The organism is Acinetobacter sp. F-1 (genome assembly GCF_022869025.1).
In the GTDB taxonomy this organism is placed as follows: domain Bacteria; phylum Pseudomonadota; class Gammaproteobacteria; order Pseudomonadales; family Moraxellaceae; genus Acinetobacter; species Acinetobacter pseudolwoffii.
This window is the reverse complement of record NZ_JAJKFX010000007.1, coordinates 125,270-144,042: the sequence shown is the minus strand read 5'-3', so window position 1 is coordinate 144,042 and position 18,773 is coordinate 125,270. Positions and strand designations below refer to the sequence as shown.

The 18,773-nt window shown below is 44.9% G+C and carries 16 protein-coding genes; 9 read left to right on the top strand and 7 right to left on the bottom strand.

Annotated features, from left to right (window positions below; genetic code table 11):
• Positions 1–12: 12 nt before the first annotated feature.
• Both sulP and LOZ91_RS08695 read right to left on the bottom strand, forming a co-directional pair.
• Positions 13–1,761, bottom strand: a complete 1,749-nt coding sequence (sulP, locus tag LOZ91_RS08700) for a sulfate permease (protein ID WP_244783046.1) — start codon at positions 1,759–1,761, stop codon at positions 13–15.
• A gap of 221 nt (positions 1,762–1,982) precedes the next feature.
• Entirely contained in the window at positions 1,983–2,300 is a 318-nt protein-coding gene (locus LOZ91_RS08695) for a metalloregulator ArsR/SmtB family transcription factor (RefSeq protein WP_005170781.1), read from the bottom strand.
• A gap of 281 nt (positions 2,301–2,581) precedes the next feature.
• Between LOZ91_RS08695 and cysK the strand changes: the two genes are divergently transcribed.
• The 4 genes from cysK to LOZ91_RS08675 all read left to right on the top strand — a co-directional run bounded on the left by cysK (position 2,582) and on the right by LOZ91_RS08675 (position 7,147).
• Positions 2,582–3,580: a cysteine synthase A gene (gene cysK, locus LOZ91_RS08690; protein ID WP_005170784.1), complete on the top strand. Its 999-nt coding sequence runs from the start codon at positions 2,582–2,584 to the stop codon at positions 3,578–3,580.
• Positions 3,581–3,771: 191 nt separating this feature from the next.
• Positions 3,772–6,474: a heavy metal translocating P-type ATPase gene (locus LOZ91_RS08685; protein WP_244783044.1), complete on the top strand. Its 2,703-nt coding sequence runs from the start codon at positions 3,772–3,774 to the stop codon at positions 6,472–6,474.
• Positions 6,471–6,878 (top strand): Cu(I)-responsive transcriptional regulator, encoded by a 408-nt coding sequence (cueR, locus tag LOZ91_RS08680; protein WP_005096982.1) that lies wholly within the window; start codon positions 6,471–6,473, stop codon positions 6,876–6,878. Before LOZ91_RS08685 ends, cueR begins: the two co-directional genes overlap by 4 nt.
• A 74-nt stretch (positions 6,879–6,952) precedes the next feature.
• Complete coding sequence (locus LOZ91_RS08675) at positions 6,953–7,147, top strand: heavy-metal-associated domain-containing protein (protein ID WP_005096981.1); 195 nt, start codon at positions 6,953–6,955, stop codon at positions 7,145–7,147.
• 65 nt (positions 7,148–7,212) lie between these two features.
• Here the strand turns inward: LOZ91_RS08675 and LOZ91_RS08670 are convergent, their stop codons facing one another.
• A complete protein-coding gene (locus tag LOZ91_RS08670; protein WP_005096979.1) occupies positions 7,213–7,818 on the bottom strand; it encodes a TetR/AcrR family transcriptional regulator in 606 nt (201 codons plus the stop codon).
• Positions 7,819–8,350: 532 nt separating this feature from the next.
• Here LOZ91_RS08670 and LOZ91_RS08665 point away from each other — a divergent pair.
• From LOZ91_RS08665 to LOZ91_RS08655, 3 genes are all read left to right on the top strand, one after another.
• On the top strand, positions 8,351–10,132 hold the full coding sequence (locus LOZ91_RS08665) for an acyl-CoA dehydrogenase C-terminal domain-containing protein (protein ID WP_005096978.1): 1,782 nt from the start codon (positions 8,351–8,353) through the stop codon (positions 10,130–10,132).
• A 79-nt stretch (positions 10,133–10,211) separates the two neighbouring features.
• Complete coding sequence (locus LOZ91_RS08660; protein WP_180076350.1) at positions 10,212–11,387, top strand: thiolase family protein; 1,176 nt, start codon at positions 10,212–10,214, stop codon at positions 11,385–11,387.
• A 117-nt stretch (positions 11,388–11,504) separates the two neighbouring features.
• A complete protein-coding gene (locus tag LOZ91_RS08655) occupies positions 11,505–13,001 on the top strand; it encodes a succinate CoA transferase (RefSeq protein WP_074382747.1) in 1,497 nt (498 codons plus the stop codon).
• An 88-nt stretch (positions 13,002–13,089) separates the two neighbouring features.
• Here LOZ91_RS08655 and LOZ91_RS08650 read toward each other — a convergent pair whose 3' ends face one another.
• Positions 13,090–14,166 (bottom strand): putative zinc-binding metallopeptidase, encoded by a 1,077-nt coding sequence (locus tag LOZ91_RS08650; RefSeq protein ID WP_005096974.1) that lies wholly within the window; start codon positions 14,164–14,166, stop codon positions 13,090–13,092.
• A gap of 245 nt (positions 14,167–14,411) precedes the next feature.
• Between LOZ91_RS08650 and LOZ91_RS08645 the strand changes: the two genes are divergently transcribed.
• Together LOZ91_RS08645 and LOZ91_RS08640 are read left to right on the top strand one after the other, a co-directional pair.
• A complete protein-coding gene (locus tag LOZ91_RS08645) occupies positions 14,412–14,858 on the top strand; it encodes a GNAT family N-acetyltransferase (protein WP_244783042.1) in 447 nt (148 codons plus the stop codon).
• 116 nt (positions 14,859–14,974) lie between these two features.
• Positions 14,975–15,862, top strand: a complete 888-nt coding sequence (locus tag LOZ91_RS08640; protein WP_100328590.1) for a DMT family transporter — start codon at positions 14,975–14,977, stop codon at positions 15,860–15,862.
• 69 nt (positions 15,863–15,931) lie between these two features.
• Here the strand turns inward: LOZ91_RS08640 and pcaD are convergent, their stop codons facing one another.
• From pcaD to LOZ91_RS08625, 3 genes are all read right to left on the bottom strand, one after another.
• Positions 15,932–16,711 (bottom strand): 3-oxoadipate enol-lactonase, encoded by a 780-nt coding sequence (gene pcaD / locus LOZ91_RS08635; RefSeq protein ID WP_100328591.1) that lies wholly within the window; start codon positions 16,709–16,711, stop codon positions 15,932–15,934.
• Positions 16,712–16,774: 63 nt separating this feature from the next.
• Entirely contained in the window at positions 16,775–17,980 is a 1,206-nt protein-coding gene (pcaF, locus tag LOZ91_RS08630; RefSeq protein WP_005096966.1) for a 3-oxoadipyl-CoA thiolase, read from the bottom strand.
• A 132-nt stretch (positions 17,981–18,112) separates the two neighbouring features.
• Positions 18,113–18,760, bottom strand: coding sequence for a 3-oxoacid CoA-transferase subunit B (locus LOZ91_RS08625; RefSeq protein ID WP_244783041.1), 648 nt, complete (start codon positions 18,758–18,760; stop codon positions 18,113–18,115).
• Between the last annotated feature and the right edge of the window lie 13 nt (positions 18,761–18,773).

Here is an 18,773-nt window from a genome sequence, read left to right as displayed (position 1 = left end):
CGATCTGCTGTCCTAAATCGTATAGTCTTTATGCTGCTCAAAGATTTCTGGAGCCAAGTCCCGAATTGCCTGAAAATGAGTCAGATAAATGTGGCCACTCAGATGAATCATCAGCTTCGAGGCTTGTAGCTTGTCCATCACCGGGCCTTTCACTTCGGCAAAATGCAGTCGAATGTTCAGTTTGGCCAATTCCGCATTTAAATCCTCCAGCATTTCCAAAGCGCTTAAATCAATGGCACTGATACTGGAGCAATTTAAAATCACATGTTGCAACTTGTCATTCAGGCTCATCTGATTGATCAGATAACCTTTGAAGCTATTGGCATTCAGAAAAGTCAGATTTTCATCAATCCGCAGTGACAGCACCCGATCGGAGGTACTGACTTGATGACGCTGAATATTACGAAAATGCTGTGTACCTTCGACCAGTCCGAGCACTGCAATATGCGGACGACTGATTCGCCATAACATCAGGATAAACGTCGATATGATCCCAATAATCAGACCAGTGGAAATATCAATCAGCACCACACCCAGAAAGGTAATCCACATGGCAATACCATCGGCTTTAGAATAACGCCAGGCATCAAAGAAAGGCCGAAAATCGACCAGTTTCCAGATGGAAACAATAATCGTGGCGGCCAGAATGGTCAGGGGCAGATCTTCAAAAAATCCGGTAAAGAATAGGCTGACGAAAATAATCAGAATGGAGGACAAAACTCCTGCCATGGGGGATTTGGCACCGGCATCGGCATTGACCACGGTACGCGACAGACTGCCAGTAACCGGAAAGGCTGAACTGACGCCTGCACTGATATTGGCAATCCCCAAGGCAATCAATTCCTGATTACTGTTTAAATGACTGCGTTGTTGCAAGGCTGTGGCTTGAGCAATTGACAGTGATTCCACAAAGCTGATCATGGCGATCATGCTGGCACCCGGTAACAAGGTCATGACCAGTTCCCAGTTCCAGTGCGGAAAAGACAAGGGCGGAAAACCGGACGGGATTGCACCCACTGTTTTAATGCCTTGGCCCTTTAAATTCAGAAATACAATCGCTGCAATCCCGAGACATACCAGAATGAGAGGCACAGCCCGTACCAGAAAATCTGTAGAGCCGATCCGGCTTTGTACTGCCTGAGATTTTAGCAACTTGGGCAGATAGATCAGTAAAGCCATCGACAACAGGCCAAATAACAGGCTTGGTAAATGCAGGAGCGGCAGATACTCCAGAAGACTTGTTGTAAATTCTGGAATGTTATTGGCTTTTAAGGGTAGGTCGACCAAGAACTTCAATTGTCCAAAAGCAATTAATAATGCCGAGGCAATAATAAAGCTCTGAATGACTGGATGACTGATCAGCTGAATTAAGAAACCGAAACGGAATAATCCCAAGAGCAGGGAAATAATACCGACCATGAGTGCTAATAAGGTCGCAGCTTCGATATAGACCGGTGAGCCGACTTCAAACAGTGGATTGAGCGTGGCAAAAGTCATCATTGAAATGATCGCCACCGGGCCAATCGATAAAGTCGGACTGCCACCGAGCAACGCATAAATGATCATCGGCAGGATGCTGGCATATAAGCCCATGATCGGTGGTAAACCGGCCAGCATGGCATAAGCCATCCCCTGAGGAACCAGCATCGCCACGACAATCAGTGCGGCCAGCACATCGGATTTAAATTTGACCGGCGTATAGTCGCTTAACCATGCCCAGGCAGGCAGTCTATGCAGAAGTTTAGACTTGGAATTTGGCATAAAAAGGTCTAAATCACAAATATAGATATATTATGCACAAATTCTGCTAAGAAATCTTAAGGGGTCGAATTTGTGATGATTTATGTTTTTAAAATAAATCAGCTAGGTCTGGCCTCCATTTTCTTGAAGCAGCTATAGCGATTTTCTACAAAGTCGTTATTTCTGCCAGATCAATGGGGTAGAGAAGTGTGTTTTGGCGTTAAATAGTGTTTAAAAATAAACTATTTAATTTGATTCGCACAATACAGCTGATAAAGCGTAGTCAATACCACAATCAAATTTTGATCTTTAATTGAATAATAGATCTGTTTACCATCCCGACGGGTATTCACTACATCACTTTTGCGCAGCATCATCAGTTGCTGGGAAAGTGTCGGTTGTTTAATGTCGGTAATATCTTCAATTTGTGAAACATTCAGTTCCGCTTGAGAGAGATGGCATAAAATAAGGAGACGGTCAGTATTGGCCAGAGATTTTAAAATGCCGACGACCTGTTCTGCTGAATCGCGCATAGTCGTGATTTCAAAATCGGTTTTCATCTCATATGTCCATTATAAAATTACAGCCCGCACATTATAAGGGGCTCGATGATTAATACATTGATATAATATTTAAATATTATCTGGTTTTAATCAGGTTAAATATTAGTTAAAGTTATATTTTAAACGTTGATAAATAATATAAAATCATCGAATTATTTAAAAAATATTTTGGTTTAAATTAATGCGATCAAGTGCAAATTCCATCAAACATCTACAAACGAAAAAAATGCTTGTATGATGTTTAAATGACTTAAACCAATAACATCAGGGATATCATCATGAGTACAGATTCAGCTTTTCCAACACCAAATAATTTAGGGATAGCGGTTTATAGTAATAATGCAGACGCAATTGGAAATACACCGCTAGTTCGTATTAATCGTGTAATTTCAGCTCCGGTGACTGTACTTGCCAAAATTGAAAGCCGTAATCCGGCCTTTTCAGTCAAATGTCGTATTGGTGCAGCATTAATTAACGATGCAGAAAAATCTGGAAAACTCAAACCCGGTATGCACATTGTTGAACCCACCAGTGGCAATACCGGTATTGCATTGGCCTTTGTGGCAGCCGCTAAAGGTTATGAACTGACGCTCACCATGCCTTCAAGCATGAGTATTGAGCGCCGTAAAGTAGTCAAAGCTTTAGGAGCCAATCTGGTCTTGACCGATCCGGCCAAAGGCATGAAAGGGGCGATTGAAGCAGCCGAGAGTCTGTTGAATGAGAACCCGGAGCAGTATTTCCTGCCACAACAGTTTGAAAATCCGGCCAATCCTAAAATTCATGAAGAAACCACCGGCCCAGAAATCTGGGAAGCAACGGCGGGCAATGTCGATATTCTGGTCGCAGGTGTCGGAACAGGCGGAACCATTACCGGTATTTCGCGTTACTTTGAGAAAGTTAAAAATAAGCCTCTATATTCGGTGGCGGTGGAACCTGCTGAATCTGCAATTATTGGTCAGGCCAAACGCGGCGAAACGCTGACACCGGGACCACACAAAATTCAAGGTATTGGTGCCAACTTTATTCCGGGCAACCTGGATTTAGATCTGGTCGATGAAGTGATTGCCATTAATAGCGCAGAGGCAATCGAGTGGGCACGCAAAACTGCAGCTCAGGAAGGTATTTTGGTCGGCATTTCAAGTGGTGCGGCCATGGCGGCAGCGGCACAACTGGCTGCACGCCCTGAAAATGCGGGTAAAAATATTGTGGTGATTTTGCCAGATGGCGGTGAACGCTACCTGTCTTCGGTTCTGTTTGAAGATATTTCTGCCGAATAAAATTGATGCATTCAATATTTTAAACACTGCTATAAAAGCCCGAAGTCATCTTCGGGCTTTTATTTGGTTCTTGGATGAGCATCCAATCGCAATACCGCTTTATCTTTCCTAAAATATTTAAATGAAAGACTTGACCTTGCCATGCTGGGAATGTTTAAGCTATAGCATCGGCAGCAAGTTGATGCATGGAGATGGGCATGGCAGAACAAGACAGCATCCGGTTATATGAACAGCAGGTGCAGATTGGCGGTATGACCTGTGCATCCTGCGTGGCTCGGGTCGAAAAAGCCTTGAAAAAAATTGAGGGCGTGGTTGAGGCATCTGTCAACCTGTCGACTGAAAAAGCTTTTATTAAAAGCCAGCAGCCGATTGCTGCCGCTGTGCTAGTTCAAGCAATTGAAAAAACTGGCTTTGATGTACCGACGCAACAGTTTGCTTTGAATATTGAAGGCATGACCTGTGCATCTTGTGTGGCTCGCGTAGAAAAAGCCCTAAAAAAAGTAGAAGGTGTACTGGATGCACACGTGAATCTGGCCACTGAAAAGGCGCATGTGAGTCTAATCAATTCTGTGCCATTGTCCAAGTTGACTCAGGCGGTGCAAAAAGCCGGTTTTGATCTTCAGGCTGACCGGATTGAACTGGCGATTGAAGGCATGACCTGCGCCTCCTGCGTCGCGCGTGTTGAAAAAGCTTTATTAAAAGTAGACGGCGTCAGTACAGCACAAGTCAATCTGGCGACTGAAACTGCTTCGATTCAGGCATCCCGTCAGCACATCCCAGCTTTGATTGCTGCTGTAGAAAAAGCCGGTTTTAAAGCCACAGAAAAAACCAATACACATCTCTCGGCAGATCGCCATGGGGCTTTTCAGGAAAAGAAAGCCACTGAAACCGCGCAACTGAAACAGGATCTTTGGCTTGCTCTTATTCTGGCAGTCCCTGTGTTTATTCTAGAAATGGGTTCACATCTGATCCCGGCTTTTCATCATTTTATTGCGCAGACGTTGGGAACCCAGAACAGCTGGTATCTGCAGTTTGTGCTGACCACTTTGGTGCTGATTATTCCGGGACGGCGTTTTTATCAGCATGGTATTCCGGCTTTATTGCGTTTGGCGCCGGATATGAATTCTCTGGTCGCGGTCGGAACAATCGCAGCTTATGGATTTTCCTGTATTGCGACCTTTTTTCCGCAGCTGTTACCCCAGTCCACCGTCCATGTATATTTTGAAGCGGCAGCTGTCATTGTTGCGCTGATTTTACTGGGGCGTTATCTGGAAGCCAAAGCCAAAGGTAAAACCTCAGAAGCGATTCAGTATCTGGTCGGCTTGCAACCGAAAACAGCACGGGTACAACAGCATGGCAACTGGGTTGATCTGGCAATTGCCGATGTACAACAGGGCATGCTGATTGAAATCCGCCCGGGTGAAAAAGTCGCCGTCGATGGTGAAGTGGTTGCCGGGCAAAGTTATATCGATGAAGCAATGATGAGTGGGGAGCCTTTACCCGTGGCCAAACAGGCCGGGGATCAGGTGGTGGGTGGTACAGTGAACCAGAATGGAACCTTGCAAATCAGGGCCACTGCGGTCGGACAGGATTCGGTGCTGGCGCAGATTATTCAGATGGTGGAACAGGCACAAGGCTCGAAACTACCGATTCAGGCGGTGGTGGATAAAGTGACTTTATGGTTTGTACCTGCCGTCATGGCACTGGCGGCCCTGACCTTCATGGTCTGGTTCCTGTTTGGGCCTGAACCCAATCTGACCTATGCATTGGTCAACGCCGTGGCGGTGCTGATTATTGCCTGTCCGTGTGCGATGGGGCTGGCAACGCCGACCTCAATTATGGTCGGAACTGGGCGTGCCGCTGAACTGGGCGTGCTGTTTCGTAAGGGTGAAGCTTTACAGTTATTACAACAAACCCAAGTCGTCGCACTTGATAAAACCGGAACCTTGACTGAAGGAAAACCGTTGCTGACGGACTTTGAAGTCACAGCAGATTTTAATCAGCAGACTGTATTGCAACTGGTGGCTTCGGTTGAAGCCAAGTCAGAACATCCGATTGCCCATGCCATTGTTCAGGCAGCTCATGAGCAACAACTGGAACTGAGTGAAGTCACAGATTTTGATTCGATCACCGGCGCAGGGGTCAAGGCACAGGTAGCTGGTCAGCAGCTGCATATTGGGGCTGAACGTCTGATGCAGGACTTGGGTCTAAATGTCGATCTGTTTCGGTCTACTGCACAAAAACTCGGTGATCAGGGCCGTAGTCCCTTATATGTGGCGATCAATCAAAAGCTGGCGGCTATTATTGCCGTCGCGGATCCGATTAAAGCAACTACCTATAGTGCGATTCAGGCCTTGCATGAGCAGGGTCTGAAAGTGGCGATGATCACCGGTGACAATCAGCATACCGCGCAGGCCATTGCCAAACAGCTGAAAATTGATCAGGTAATTGCGGAAGTTTTACCGCATGAGAAAGTGGATGCGGTACGTCAACTCCAGCAGCAATATGGCGTACTCACTTTTGTCGGAGACGGAATCAATGATGCCCCGGCACTGGCACAGGCTGATGTTGGCATGGCGATTGGTACAGGCACCGATGTCGCGATTGAGGCAGCCGATGTGGTGTTGATGTCAGGTAATTTACAGCATGTGGCCACCGGAATTGGTCTGAGTCAGGCCACCATGCGCAATATCCGGCAGAACCTGTTCTGGGCCTTTGTCTATAATATTGCTTTAATCCCGATCGCTGCCGGGGTGCTCTATCCATTCTGGGGTATCTTGTTATCGCCGATGTTTGCCGCAGGTGCGATGGCATTGTCTTCCGTGTTTGTTGTCACTAATGCTTTGAGATTAAAAGCCTACAAAGCGGTACAGTTCAAGGAGCAAGCAGGATGAATATTGGTCAGGCGGCAAAACGTTCCGGCATCTCTGCAAAAATGATTCGTTATTATGAAGACATCGGGTTGTTGCCTGCTGCGAAACGAAGCGATGCAGGTTATCGGGTTTATACTGATGCGGACATTAAAACCTTAAGTTTTATTCAACATGCACGCGAACTCGGCTTTTCTTCAGAGCAGATGAAAGAATTACTCGGCCTGTGGCTGAACAGCTCACGTCAGAGTAGCGAGGTGAAACAGCTGGCCGAAAAACATATCCAGTTTTTACAACAGAAAATTGCCGATATGCAGCATATGCTGGTGATATTACAGCAATCGGTGGAGCAGTGTGCCGGCAATGAACAGTCCGATTGCCAGATTTTAAAACAGATTGAACAGGGTGTCGTCCCTGAGCAGCACTGAGCTGATCTGCAGCTCAGGTTAAATATAATCTGCCCAATCACATTAATTTTTAAAGCGATCCTATGGAGCTAAATATGAAATTCCGTATTGAAAATATGACCTGTGGTGGCTGTGCACGCAGTGTGACTGCTACGATTAAAGATCTGGATGAAAATGCCACCGTTCATATAGATGTGGCGACTAAGCTGGTCGAAGTTGAATCGACAGTCACTGAGTCCGAGATTGTCGCGGCTTTAACCGAAGACGGATTTCCGCCAATTGCTGCTTGATATTTGTTAAGTCATTCAATTGAAATAAAATGCCGGATTCAATCCGGCATTTTTTATTATAGGGCTTAGACTGACGAGATTTTATCCGGGGTCATCAGCGCCTGATTAATATACAGTTTAATCAGACGTTCACGCGAACCAATCGCTTTTTGATAATTGGTTGAATTTAATAATAGTGAAGCTCCATAAGTCACGGTCCAGATATAAGACAAATAATCCCGAATCGACATGGCACTTTCTAAAGCCACCAGATAATCATGGGTCATGTCTTTAATCCGGATAATCCGTTCTTCGCGAATCCGATAAAGCTCCTGAAATAAATCTTTCAGGTTTTTTTCATTATTGGTTAAACGCTCTTCAATCACATGCAACAGGATGGTGCGATTGGAATTGAGCATGTGATAGAGCATATATTGCGAAACATAATTTTTAATATCGTTATTATATTTTTTTGATATTTCCAGGATTCTTTTTTCATTCAGAATAATTAGTTCTAAATATAACTGGTTCTTGCTTTTGAAATGCTTGTAGATCGTTCCTTTCGCGATGTCCAGTTCACTGGCAAGTTCACTCAGGGTAATGTCCTGATTATTGTCCAGTAGCAGGCTTTCAGCCATGCTCAGGATCTTCTCTTTACGAAGAAGGAAGTTCTGCTGTCTTACAGTCGTCATCTTCTTGGTCCATATTTTTCGAAAAAGAACCTTTCAAGAATATTCAATTTTACCCAAGATAGCTATAAAACTAAGGTCGTGATATTTATCTAATTTTGTATGTTTATGCAGCAACTGCTGACAATGAAAAATATATATGGTGTCAGTCTGGAAATATTGTCAAGAAAACTGAACCCTAGAGATCAACTTTGCTAAATAAAATTCCATTTTCAGCATAATTATTTTATTGTTTCAGCACATCAAGTGAAATCATTATTCGGTTTAAGACCGTCCTGGCAAAGGATTATAGTGGTGAATAAAGAATCATTTTAAGCCTGCTTGGTTCAGTAAATAACGGTGACATAAAGCTTGGGTTTTTAAATTTTATGTCGCTTATTTAGTTGAATGAGATTTACTGCTGGATTAATTCGAGATGATGATTTTCGATTGATATGCATTGATTGAAGTAAAATCATAAAAAAGATTTTCATTAATCAATGATTATAAAACGCTCAGCAACAGAATTGAGTATCACCAGTTAAGGAATGTAAGAATGCCTATTTATAATGCGCCGCTAAAAGACATGGAATTTATTTTAAATGATGTGTTTCAAGCTGAACAATTTTGGCAAGGTAATGAAAATCTTGCACATTTAGATATGGCAACTGCAAATGCAATTCTGGAAGAGATGGCCAAATTTTCCAAGAATGTCATTCTTGACCTGAATCGTCCTGCGGATGAAGAAGGTGGTGCTCAGTTTAAACATGGTGAAGTGACCACACCTACAGGCTTTAAAGATGCCTTTAAGCAGTTTGCTGAAGGTGGCTGGGTAGGTTTAGGTGCCAGTGAAGAATGGGGCGGGCAGAATATGCCAAAAATGCTGACCGTGCTGGCCGATGAAATGATCTGGAGTACTAATCCATCATTTATGCTTTACCCGCTGTTAACCGTAGGTGCAGGCATGGCGATCAATGATCGCGCTTCACAAGAACAGAAAGAAACTTATTTACCAAAATTCTATACAGGCGAATGGTCGGGCACCATGTGTCTGACTGAGCCACATTCAGGTACTGATCTTGGCATAATCAAAACCAAGGCTGAACCCAATGAAGATGGCAGCTATAACATCAGCGGTACCAAAATCTTTATTACCAGCGGTGAACATGACCTGAGTGAAAATATCATTCATCTGGTGTTGGCAAAAACACCAAATGCACCCGCCGGTTCACGTGGCATTTCCCTGTTTATTGTGCCGAAATTTCTGGTGAATGCAGATGGTTCACTCGGTGAACGTAATGCAGTATCTGCGGGTTCAATCGAACATAAGATGGGAATTAAAGGCTCAGCGACCTGCGTCATGAACTTTGATGGTGCCAAAGCTTATATGGTCGGTAACGAAAATGAAGGACTGGCCGGCATGTTCGTGATGATGAACTACGAACGTCTGTCGATGGGAATTCAGGGCATTGGCGCGGCAGAATTTGCTTATCAGAATGCGGCACAATATGCGACAGACCGTTTACAGGGACGTGCCTCGACCGGTGCGAAATCACCGGAAAAACCAGCCGATTCGATTCTGGTACATGGTGATGTGCGCCGGATGTTGCTGAATGTGCGCGCCAACAATGAAGCATCTCGTGCCTTTGCTGTCTATGTCGGTCAGCAGCTGGATATCACCAAATATTCGACCGATGCTGAAGCGGTGCGTAAAGCGACCGACCGTGTGGCTCTGTTAACCCCAATTGCCAAAGCATATCTGACTGATAAAGCATTAGATTCTGCACTGGAAGCGCAAATGTGCTTCGGTGGTCATGGTTATATCCGTGAATGGGGTATGGAACAATGTATTCGCGATCTGCGCATTTCACAAATTTATGAAGGCACCAATGGTGTGCAGGCAATTGACCTGATTGGCCGTAAAACCACCAAATGTAAAGGTGCTTATATTGCAGAGTATATCGCTGAAATCCGCGAGTTCGCCCAAGGTCTGGATGATTCATTGACGATTAAAACGGCGACATTAGAGACCTGTCAGCAACTGGAAGACATCACCAGCTTTATCGTCGAGCAGTCTCAACTGAATCCGGACTTTGCTAACTCGATTGCGGTCGATTATCTGCATGCGGTAGGTCTGCTCAGTTTTGTGTATATGTATGCGCGTATCAGCAAAGCTGCAGCAACGAAAGACGATAGCTATTTCCAGAACAAATTGGTACTGGCGAATTATTATGTCGCCAAAGTTCTCCCGGATTTGAGTGCCCGAATTCAACGTATTCAGGCAGGTGCAGAACTGGTCATGCAATTACCTGAAGACTATTTCACTGCACAGGCTTAAACCGGCAAGTATTGCGAAGGACAAACACTGCAGAGCTTCTGCTGTGCGGTGTTAAATAACAATGATGAAAAAGGATGAGATTAGAATGATTGTAATTGTAGAAGCTGTACGTACCGCAATGGGTGGTTTTCAAGGCTCACTTTCAAGCTGTACGGCGCCTGATTTGGGTGCTGTGGCGATCAAGGAAGCTGTAGCTCGTGCAGGTTTAACTGCAAACGATATTGATGAAGTCATTATGGGCTGTGTACTGCCGGCGGGTTTAAAACAGGGCCCGGCACGTCAGGCCATGCGTCAAGCCGGCTTACCGGATTCAACAGGTGCCACCACGATCAATAAAATCTGTGGCTCAGGCATGAAAGCGGTGATGCAGGCAGCAGATGCAATCAAAGCGGGTTCGGCTGAAATTGTGGTCGCAGGTGGCATGGAATCTATGTCTAATGCGCCATATTTGATGGACAAGGCACGTGCCGGTTTCCGTATGGGACATGGCAAAGTCACGGATCACATGTTCCAGGAAGGTCTGGAAGATGCAGAAACAGGTCTGTCGATGGGAATTCTGGCACAGGAAATGGCAGATAAAAAAGGCTATACACGCGAACAGCAGGACGATTATGCCATTGGCTCATTAAATAAAGCGGTGACGGCTGTTCAGCAAGGCTTCTTTAAAGATGAAATCGTAGCAGTCACTGTCAGCAACCGTAAAGGCGATGTGGTGGTTGAGCAGGATGAACAACCTTTAAATGCCAAAGCAGACAAAATTCCAAGCTTGCGTCCAGCCTTCAAAAAAGACGGAACCATTACCGCAGCAAATGCCAGTTCAATTTCAGACGGTGCTTCAGCACTGGTGGTCACCTCTAGTGAAATTGCTGCACAGCGTAACTTAAAACCGCTGGCTAATATTCTGGCCTATGCCAGCCATTCGCAGCATCCTTCGGAATTCACCATTGCACCTGTCGGTGCGATTGAAAAAGTGCTGAAAAAAACCGGTTGGGATGCCGCCGATGTGGACCTCTGGGAAATTAATGAGGCTTTTGCCATGGTGACGATGTTAGCCATCGATGGCTTTGAACTGGATACTGCAAAAGTCAACATCAACGGTGGCGCATGTGCGCTCGGTCATCCACTGGGGTCTTCTGGTTCCCGTATTATTGTGACCTTGATTCATGCCTTAAAACGTACTGGTGGCAAGAAAGGCATTGCCGCACTGTGTATCGGGGGCGGTGAAGCAACTGCGATTGCAGTGGAACTGGTTTAAGTCTAGCCAAAACCCAATGCTCGAATTAGCAAAATTAATTATTGATTGATTTAGACGCTAATGCTCTTGGTTCACCAGGAGCAGATGCCTCTTTATTTTATATTTTTGAGATTTTTTATGAACGGTTTAGAGCGCATTCGTTTGCTCCCATTACAAGATAAAGTCGTATCTGTCGAAAAAGCACTACAACTGATTCAAGATGGCGATGTAGTTGGTTTAAGTGGTTTTGGGGGTGCAGGTGAAGCGAAAACTGTGCCTTTGGCCTTGGCTGAATATGCACAGAAGTATCCAATCCATATTACCTTAGCGACAGGTGCAAGTCTGGGGAACCGGATTGATGGAAAACTCAATGAAGCACATGTCATAACTCGCCGTTATCCTTATCAGGCAGATCCTTCTTTACGTAAAGCGATTAATGCCGGTGAAGTGATGTATGTCGATCAGCATCTCTCTGAACTGGCCGATAATATCCGTCATAAAAACCTGCCAGCGATTAATGTGGCTGTAATTGCTGCAACTGCGATTACTGAAGACGGTCAGATTATTCCGACAGGCTCTTGCGGAAATTCTGCAAATTTCATCGAAATGGCAGATCGGGTCATTATTGAAATTGATATGACGATTAATCCCGTGCTGGAAGGCGTTCACGATATCTATGTACCTCAAGCACGTCCAAACCGCGGGCCAATTCCTCTGACTCAAGCCAGTGACAAAATTGGAACAATCGGGATTCATGTTGCACCTGAAAAAATTTCTGCGATTGTCATCAATGAGATTCCAGACACTTCCTTTGGCATGGACGAACCGGATCAAGAAACGCTGGCGATTGCCAGTCACCTGATTCATTTCTTTGAACAGGAAGTGGCAGCAGGGCGTTTACCTGAAAATCTGGGGCCGCTGCAATCCGGTGTGGGCTCCGTGGCCAATGCGGTCTTTGCCGGCTTCGAACATTCCAATTTCAATAATCTGGAAATGTATTCTGAAGTCTTGCAGGATTGCACTTTCCAGCTTATCGATTCAGGCAAGATGACCTTTGCTTCAGGTTGCTCCATGACCCTGACCGATGACTGTGCCGCACGAGTGATGAACAATTTTGATCGATACAAAGATAAAATTGTCTTGCGTCCACAGGAACTTTCCAATAATCCTGAACTGATTCGCCGTCTTGGGATTATTGCGATTAATACAGCACTTGAGTTTGATATTTACGGAAATGTGAATTCAACCCATGTTACTGGAACCAAGATGATGAACGGTATTGGAGGCTCGGGAGATTTTACCCGTCATGCGCATATTGCCATCTTTGTGACCAAATCCTATGCCAAAGGTGGTGCGATTTCTTCAGTCGTTCCCCTAGTCAGCCATACCGACCATACCGATCATGACGTTGATATTCTGGTGACTGAGCAAGGTTTAGCAGATCTGCGTGGTTTGGCACCGCGTGAACGTGCCCGCAAGATTATCGATATCTGTGCTCATCCAGATTACCGCGAAAGTTTAAATCATTATTTTGAGCGTGCCTGTGCGCGTGGTGGTCAGACACCGCATTTATTGAATGAAGCTTTGTCTTGGCATGCCCAATTTGAAGAAACCGGTTCAATGAAAACCGCTTAATACGTTTAATCGCATTGATCATCAAATAGAGCCCGTCGTATACGGGCTTTATTCATTTTATTACATTCAGTTTTTTGTCGTTTAGAGATCATTTGGATGATTTAAAAACTTTTTCCAGTACATGCCGATGTATAAATCGAAGCTTGTCTTTTACCGCTTCGGTCAGCTTGAATGGGTAGGCATCTTCCAGACCCATACAACGGTTCAAGGCATTTAAATTAAAGGTTAAGGTAACCCAGTTTGCAAGAATATGTTCAACGTCCTGTCCGCCAATTGGACATTCTTTAAAATCCATGCTGGCCAGATAGCCACCATTGCCAATAACGCGGATTCCAGCATAGTAAGCAGTTTCCAGTGTTTCCATCATATGCAGATAATGCGCCCAGGTTTCTGCCCAGTCTTCCCAGGGATGTGCGGTGGCATAAGCACTAATATAGTTTTCCTGCCAGTTGATCGGGGCGCCGTCATTATAATAAGTTTGCAGCGCCTCACTGTAATTTTGCCGCTCATCGCCAAAATAATGACGAAACTCTTCAATCAGTTCCGGATGTAAGTGTTGCATCAGTGCAAAATAGTAATGTCCGCTTTCATGGCGAAAATGACCCAATAAAGTCCGGTAATTTTCTCCCATATTCACGCGTGTTGTTTCACGATACACCACATCCGCTTCAATCGCATTTAAAGTAATCACACCATTGGCATGACCAATCAAAACCGGCTGATCATCTTCAGGTAGTAAAAAATCAAAACGCAGGCCAAATGGATCATCTTCAGATTTTTTGGGGCGTGGCATCATGTTCATACGCTGCGCCAAATAAAGGAAGCGGCGTTTGGCCTCTTCCAGTCGAAACCAGTAAATCAGGTTCTCTGAATTTTCCAGATCAGGAATCACATGAGTGAGTTGACAGGACTCACAAAAATCTTCATCTTCATTACTGGGAATCATCCAGTTACATACCTGATAGTGCGTATAGTTATGACAGGGTTTATAACTGGCATGCTGATAACTTTTGGAGACTGGAATCCATTGATCAGCACTCTGCTTTTTAAATGCGCACAATTCTTTTTCCGAAGCGACATAGCCGATTGGTGACATACAATGATCACAGACTGATTTGTAAAAAAATAGCTGTTGCTGGCAGACGGCGCATTCAAAATGTTTCATCTAAACTCCCTGTAGGGAAGCAAACTGTCTAGAATGCTTACCTAAATTTCATCCTATTGTAATAACATCATAAAAATTTTAATAAAAACTCTATATGGCTGAATTGTAAATGGAGGATGCTTGGCATTATATTGTGAGCTAAATAACTCGTTATTTTTAATAGAAAAAGATTGCTTAGAGAAATAAAAATTGACAGATGATCTGTTTTTGCAACAAAGCCAGGTTAAGGTGAAATTTAAAATAATATGAAAATTAGAAAAGCTACTGTTCAGGATACATTTGCTATCGTAGAAGTCATTGCACCATTTGTAGAGGCTGTCACTACGGCAGAAGAGGGACGCTTACGTTTTAAAGCTGAAGCGATTCAAACCATTTTTGAACGGCCAGATATTTATTATTATGTGGCTGAAATTGACCGCAGAATAGTCGGTGTTGTGGCTTATATAGCGCCGGCACATTTCATGCATTTTTTCTTGAATAAGGCTTATCAAGGTCAAGGTTACGGTCGCCAAATGTGGCGCTTTTTAGAAAATCAGATTCGTAGCCAAGGTCATCAATCTATTGCTGTAAAATCCAGTTTATATGCTTTGGATATTTATAAACGCTTCGGTTTTGTTGAAATGGGCGAATACACTGAGGAAAATGGCATTCGTTTTATTCCCATGCGAAAAGACTATTTAGCTGAAATTTAAACTATCTAAAAACAATCCAAACTTTCCGCTATTCACCTTCACTCCATTTTTAATTAGTCATGCCTTTTACTTAGGCATAGAATTGGTTCACTTTTGTTATATATGCAAATCATTTTATGGCAATCAGTTGGATCTTTTTCACCTTAATGGCTGCATTTATGCAGGCATGGCGCAATGCATTTCAAAAACAGCTGAGCACTACGGTCGATGTTTGGGGGGTCACGCTGGCACGGTTTATCTTTGCCTTACCTTTTGCCATGGTCTATCTATACAGCCTGTATCACTTCAAGCCCGTTGAAAATATTATCCATTTTACTCCCAGGTTTTGGGTCTATATTGTGATTGCCGGTTCGAGCCAGATTTTAGCAACTGCATTGATGGTGAAGCTGTTTCAACAAAAAAATTATGCGATTGGGGTCGGTTTGGCTAAAAGTGAAGCCATTCTTGCCGCCGTCATTGGTGTCGTGTTTTTAGCCGATCATTTATCGGTACTGGCCTGGATCGGTGTGGTACTCGGTGCTTATGCTGTATTCCTGCTGAGTAAAGGCCAGCAGATCAGTGGATTTTCTGCCCAGACCTTAGCGATTGGAATCGGCAGCGGCTTAAGTTTTGCGATTACCTCACTCTTGGTCAGGGAGGCGAGTCTGGAGCTAAGCACATTGCCAACTGTCCATCGTGCTGCATGGGTACTGCTGATGGTCATCAGTTTTCAATGCATCAGTATGCTGATCTATCTGAGTCTATTTAGCCGCCAGACTTTAGTGGCCATGTGGCAACGCTTGAGATTAACCTTTAAAGTCAGCGTGTGCAGCTTTATGGCATCGCTGGGCTGGTTTACTGCCATGAGCATGATGAGTGTGCCCATTGTCAAAACACTAGGTCAAATCGAGATTTTATTTAGTATGCTGATTTCTGCATATTTCTTTAAGGAGAAACTGGCACGTGCCGAACATTGGGGGTTGGGCTTGGTGGTGATCGCTGCGATTTTGGTCATTTGGGCTTAATGCTGACTCCATCTTGATAAAAAAAAGCCACTGATGATGATCAGTGGCTTTTTTCTTTTTTTGAGCAGTTTAAGCTGCAATAAATGCCTGAACTGCCTGATTGAACGCTTCAGGTTGCTCGACATTGGAAATATGCGATGCATTGATTTCAAACAGTTGGCTATTGGCAATGCTGGCTTGCATCGACTGACCATCAGCAACAGTCGTTACAGGATCTTGCTGACCTGCCACAATCAATACAGGAACTGAAATTGTCTTTAACTGTTCACGTAAATCCGCTTTAGCCAAAGCTTCACAGCAACTCGCATAACCTTCCGGGCTGCCAGCTCCAAGGTCGTTTGAAAGTTCTGCAACAATTGCTGCGTTGCTTTGAATAAAGGGTTCGGTAAACCAGCGTGATGCTGCGGTCGATGCAATCGGTGCCAAGCCTTGCTCACGCACCAGTGCAGCACGTTCCAGCCAGGCCTGTTCCTGACCGATTTTGGCTGCCGTATTACACACAATCACTTGGTTAAAGCGTTCTGGGCGGTTAATTGCCAGCCATTGGCCAGTCAGACCCCCCATGGAAATGCCACAGAAAGTAGCTTTCTGGATATTTAAATGATCCAGTAGATTCACTACATCTTGACCCAGTTGATCCAGGGTATATGGCCCTTGTGGTGCGCTCGAGCCACCGTGACCACGGGTGTCATAACACACCACGAAATAATCTTTCTGGAAAAATTCAATTTGTGGCTGCCACATGCTGAATTTGGTGCCCAATGAATTGGAGAACACGATTGCAGGTTTAGAGGTATCCCCAAAAGTCTGGTAATTAATTTGTGCATCGTTAGATGTAAATGTTGGCATTAAAATCCCTCCCGACCTCCCTTTAAAAAAGGGAGGGGAAATTTTTATTAAGTGATCGTGCTTTTAGACGCGTTCGATAATCAAAGCAATACCTTGACCGACACCAATACACATTGAACATAGTGCATATTGACCGCCAGTTTGTTCCAGCTGGTTCAAGGCAGTGGTCACCAGACGTGCACCAGAGGCGCCGAGTGGATGACCCAATGCAATTGCGCCACCGTTCGGATTGACTTTTTCCGAGCCGTCTTCAATGCCTAGATCACGGGTACATGCCAGTGCTTGGGCCGCAAAAGCTTCATTCAGCTCGATCACATCCATCTGCTCTAGCGTTAAGCCGGTTTGAGCAAGTAGCTTTTTGATGGCAGGTGCCGGACCAAAGCCCATGATGCGCGGCTCAACACCCACAACAGTTGAGCCAATAATTTTGGCACGTGGTTTTAAACCATATTGCGCAATCGCTTCATCAGATGCAATCAGTAGGGCGGCAGCACCATCGTTAATGCCTGAAGCATTACCGGCTGTGACCGTGCCGTCTGCTTTGACCACAGGTTTCAGTTTCGCCAAAGCTTCTGCAGTGGTAGACGCACGTGGATGTTCATCTTTATCTACGACCACCGGATCGCCTTTACGTTGTGGAATCACCACCGGAATGATTTCTTTATCAAAGAAACCCTTGGCTTGTGCTGCTGCTGTACGTTGCTGGCTGCTCAGGGCAAATTTATCCTGATCTTCACGGTTAATCCCGAACTGTTCAGCAACATTTTCAGCCGTTTGCGGCATGGTTTCTACGCCGTACATGTCTTTGAGTTTCGGGTTAATGAAACGCCAGCCCATGGTGGTATCTTCGATTTTCTGACTACGGCCATAGGCGGTTTCTGATTTACCCATGACAAAGGGTGCACGAGACATTGACTCGACACCACCGGCAATAATCAGATGGGCTTCACCCGCTTTAATCGCACGTGCAGCCATGGAGATAGTATCTAGCGATGAACCACATAGGCGGTTGACTGTAGTTGCAGGCACTTGATAAGGCACACCTGCAAGCAGCGCTGACATGCGGCCAACGTTACGGTTATCTTCACCGGCCTGGTTGGCACAGCCATAGATCACATCATCGACCTGTTCCCAGTTCACCGATGGATTACGTTCTATTAAGGCTTTGATTGGAAGTGCACCGAGATCATCAGTACGAACAGGAGCGAGGCCACCGGCATAACGGCCGAATGGGGTACGGATGGCATCGATAATATAGGCGTTTTTCATGTTTTTACTTTCCAAATCTTTGAATCCCTCCCAACCTCCCTTTACTAAAGGGAGGCGTTTTTCCCTGAATTTAAAGGGTGAAAGTCCCTCCTTTAATAAAGGAGGGATTTAGGGAGGATTTATAAATTAGTTTTAAGTCGCATCAATCAGTTTGGCACCAGTTAATGACTGCAATTCTTCAAATGACAGACCTTCAACTTTCTCAATCACTTTCATACCTTCAGACGTGACATCAATCACGCAAAGGTCGGTATAAATACGATCAACACATTTCAGGCCAGTAGCCGGATACGTCAGTTCAGCCACGATTTTTGGCTCGCCTTTTTTAGTCACGTGGTCGGTGGTGATGAAAACTTTCTTGGCACCCACAGCCAAATCCATTGCACCGCCCACAGCCGGAATCGCATCCGGTGCGCCAGTATGCCAGTTGGCCAGATCACCATTTTCAGCAATCTGGAAGGCACCCAATACCGCGATGTCTAAATGACCGCCACGCATCATCGCGAAGGAATCACCATGATGGAAGAATGAACCCCCTTCCAGTAAGGTTACGAATTCTTTACCAGCATTGATCAGCTCTGGATCACGGTCTTCTTCAGCAGGAGGAGGACCAAAAGCCAACAGGCCATTTTCAGAATGCAGGAATACATCTTTATCTGAAGGCAGGTAGCTGGAAATTTTGGTTGGCAAGCCGATGCCCAGGTTGACATAAGCACCATCAGGAATGTCTTGTGCCACACGTTCAGCGATCTGGTCACGGGTCAGTTTGGTATAGCTCATTATTTATCTCCGA

What these genes read in the sequence shown, in the direction of transcription:
- sulP (WP_244783046.1), bottom strand. Translation starts at nt 1,761, where the DNA reads ATGCCAAATTCCAAGTCTAAACTTCTGCATAGACTGCCTGCCTGGGCA.
- LOZ91_RS08695 (WP_005170781.1), bottom strand. Translation starts at nt 2,300, where the DNA reads ATGAAAACCGATTTTGAAATCACGACTATGCGCGATTCAGCAGAACAG.
- cysK (WP_005170784.1), top strand. Translation starts at nt 2,582, where the DNA reads ATGAGTACAGATTCAGCTTTTCCAACACCAAATAATTTAGGGATAGCG.
- LOZ91_RS08685 (WP_244783044.1), top strand. Translation starts at nt 3,772, where the DNA reads ATGGGCATGGCAGAACAAGACAGCATCCGGTTATATGAACAGCAGGTG.
- cueR (WP_005096982.1), top strand. Translation starts at nt 6,471, where the DNA reads ATGAATATTGGTCAGGCGGCAAAACGTTCCGGCATCTCTGCAAAAATG.
- LOZ91_RS08675 (WP_005096981.1), top strand. Translation starts at nt 6,953, where the DNA reads ATGAAATTCCGTATTGAAAATATGACCTGTGGTGGCTGTGCACGCAGT.
- LOZ91_RS08670 (WP_005096979.1), bottom strand. Translation starts at nt 7,818, where the DNA reads ATGACGACTGTAAGACAGCAGAACTTCCTTCTTCGTAAAGAGAAGATC.
- LOZ91_RS08665 (WP_005096978.1), top strand. Translation starts at nt 8,351, where the DNA reads ATGCCTATTTATAATGCGCCGCTAAAAGACATGGAATTTATTTTAAAT.
- LOZ91_RS08655 (WP_074382747.1), top strand. Translation starts at nt 11,505, where the DNA reads ATGAACGGTTTAGAGCGCATTCGTTTGCTCCCATTACAAGATAAAGTC.
- LOZ91_RS08650 (WP_005096974.1), bottom strand. Translation starts at nt 14,166, where the DNA reads ATGAAACATTTTGAATGCGCCGTCTGCCAGCAACAGCTATTTTTTTAC.
- LOZ91_RS08645 (WP_244783042.1), top strand. Translation starts at nt 14,412, where the DNA reads ATGAAAATTAGAAAAGCTACTGTTCAGGATACATTTGCTATCGTAGAA.
- LOZ91_RS08640 (WP_100328590.1), top strand. Translation starts at nt 14,975, where the DNA reads ATGGCAATCAGTTGGATCTTTTTCACCTTAATGGCTGCATTTATGCAG.
- pcaD (WP_100328591.1), bottom strand. Translation starts at nt 16,711, where the DNA reads ATGCCAACATTTACATCTAACGATGCACAAATTAATTACCAGACTTTT.
- pcaF (WP_005096966.1), bottom strand. Translation starts at nt 17,980, where the DNA reads ATGAAAAACGCCTATATTATCGATGCCATCCGTACCCCATTCGGCCGT.
- LOZ91_RS08625 (WP_244783041.1), bottom strand. Translation starts at nt 18,760, where the DNA reads ATGAGCTATACCAAACTGACCCGTGACCAGATCGCTGAACGTGTGGCA.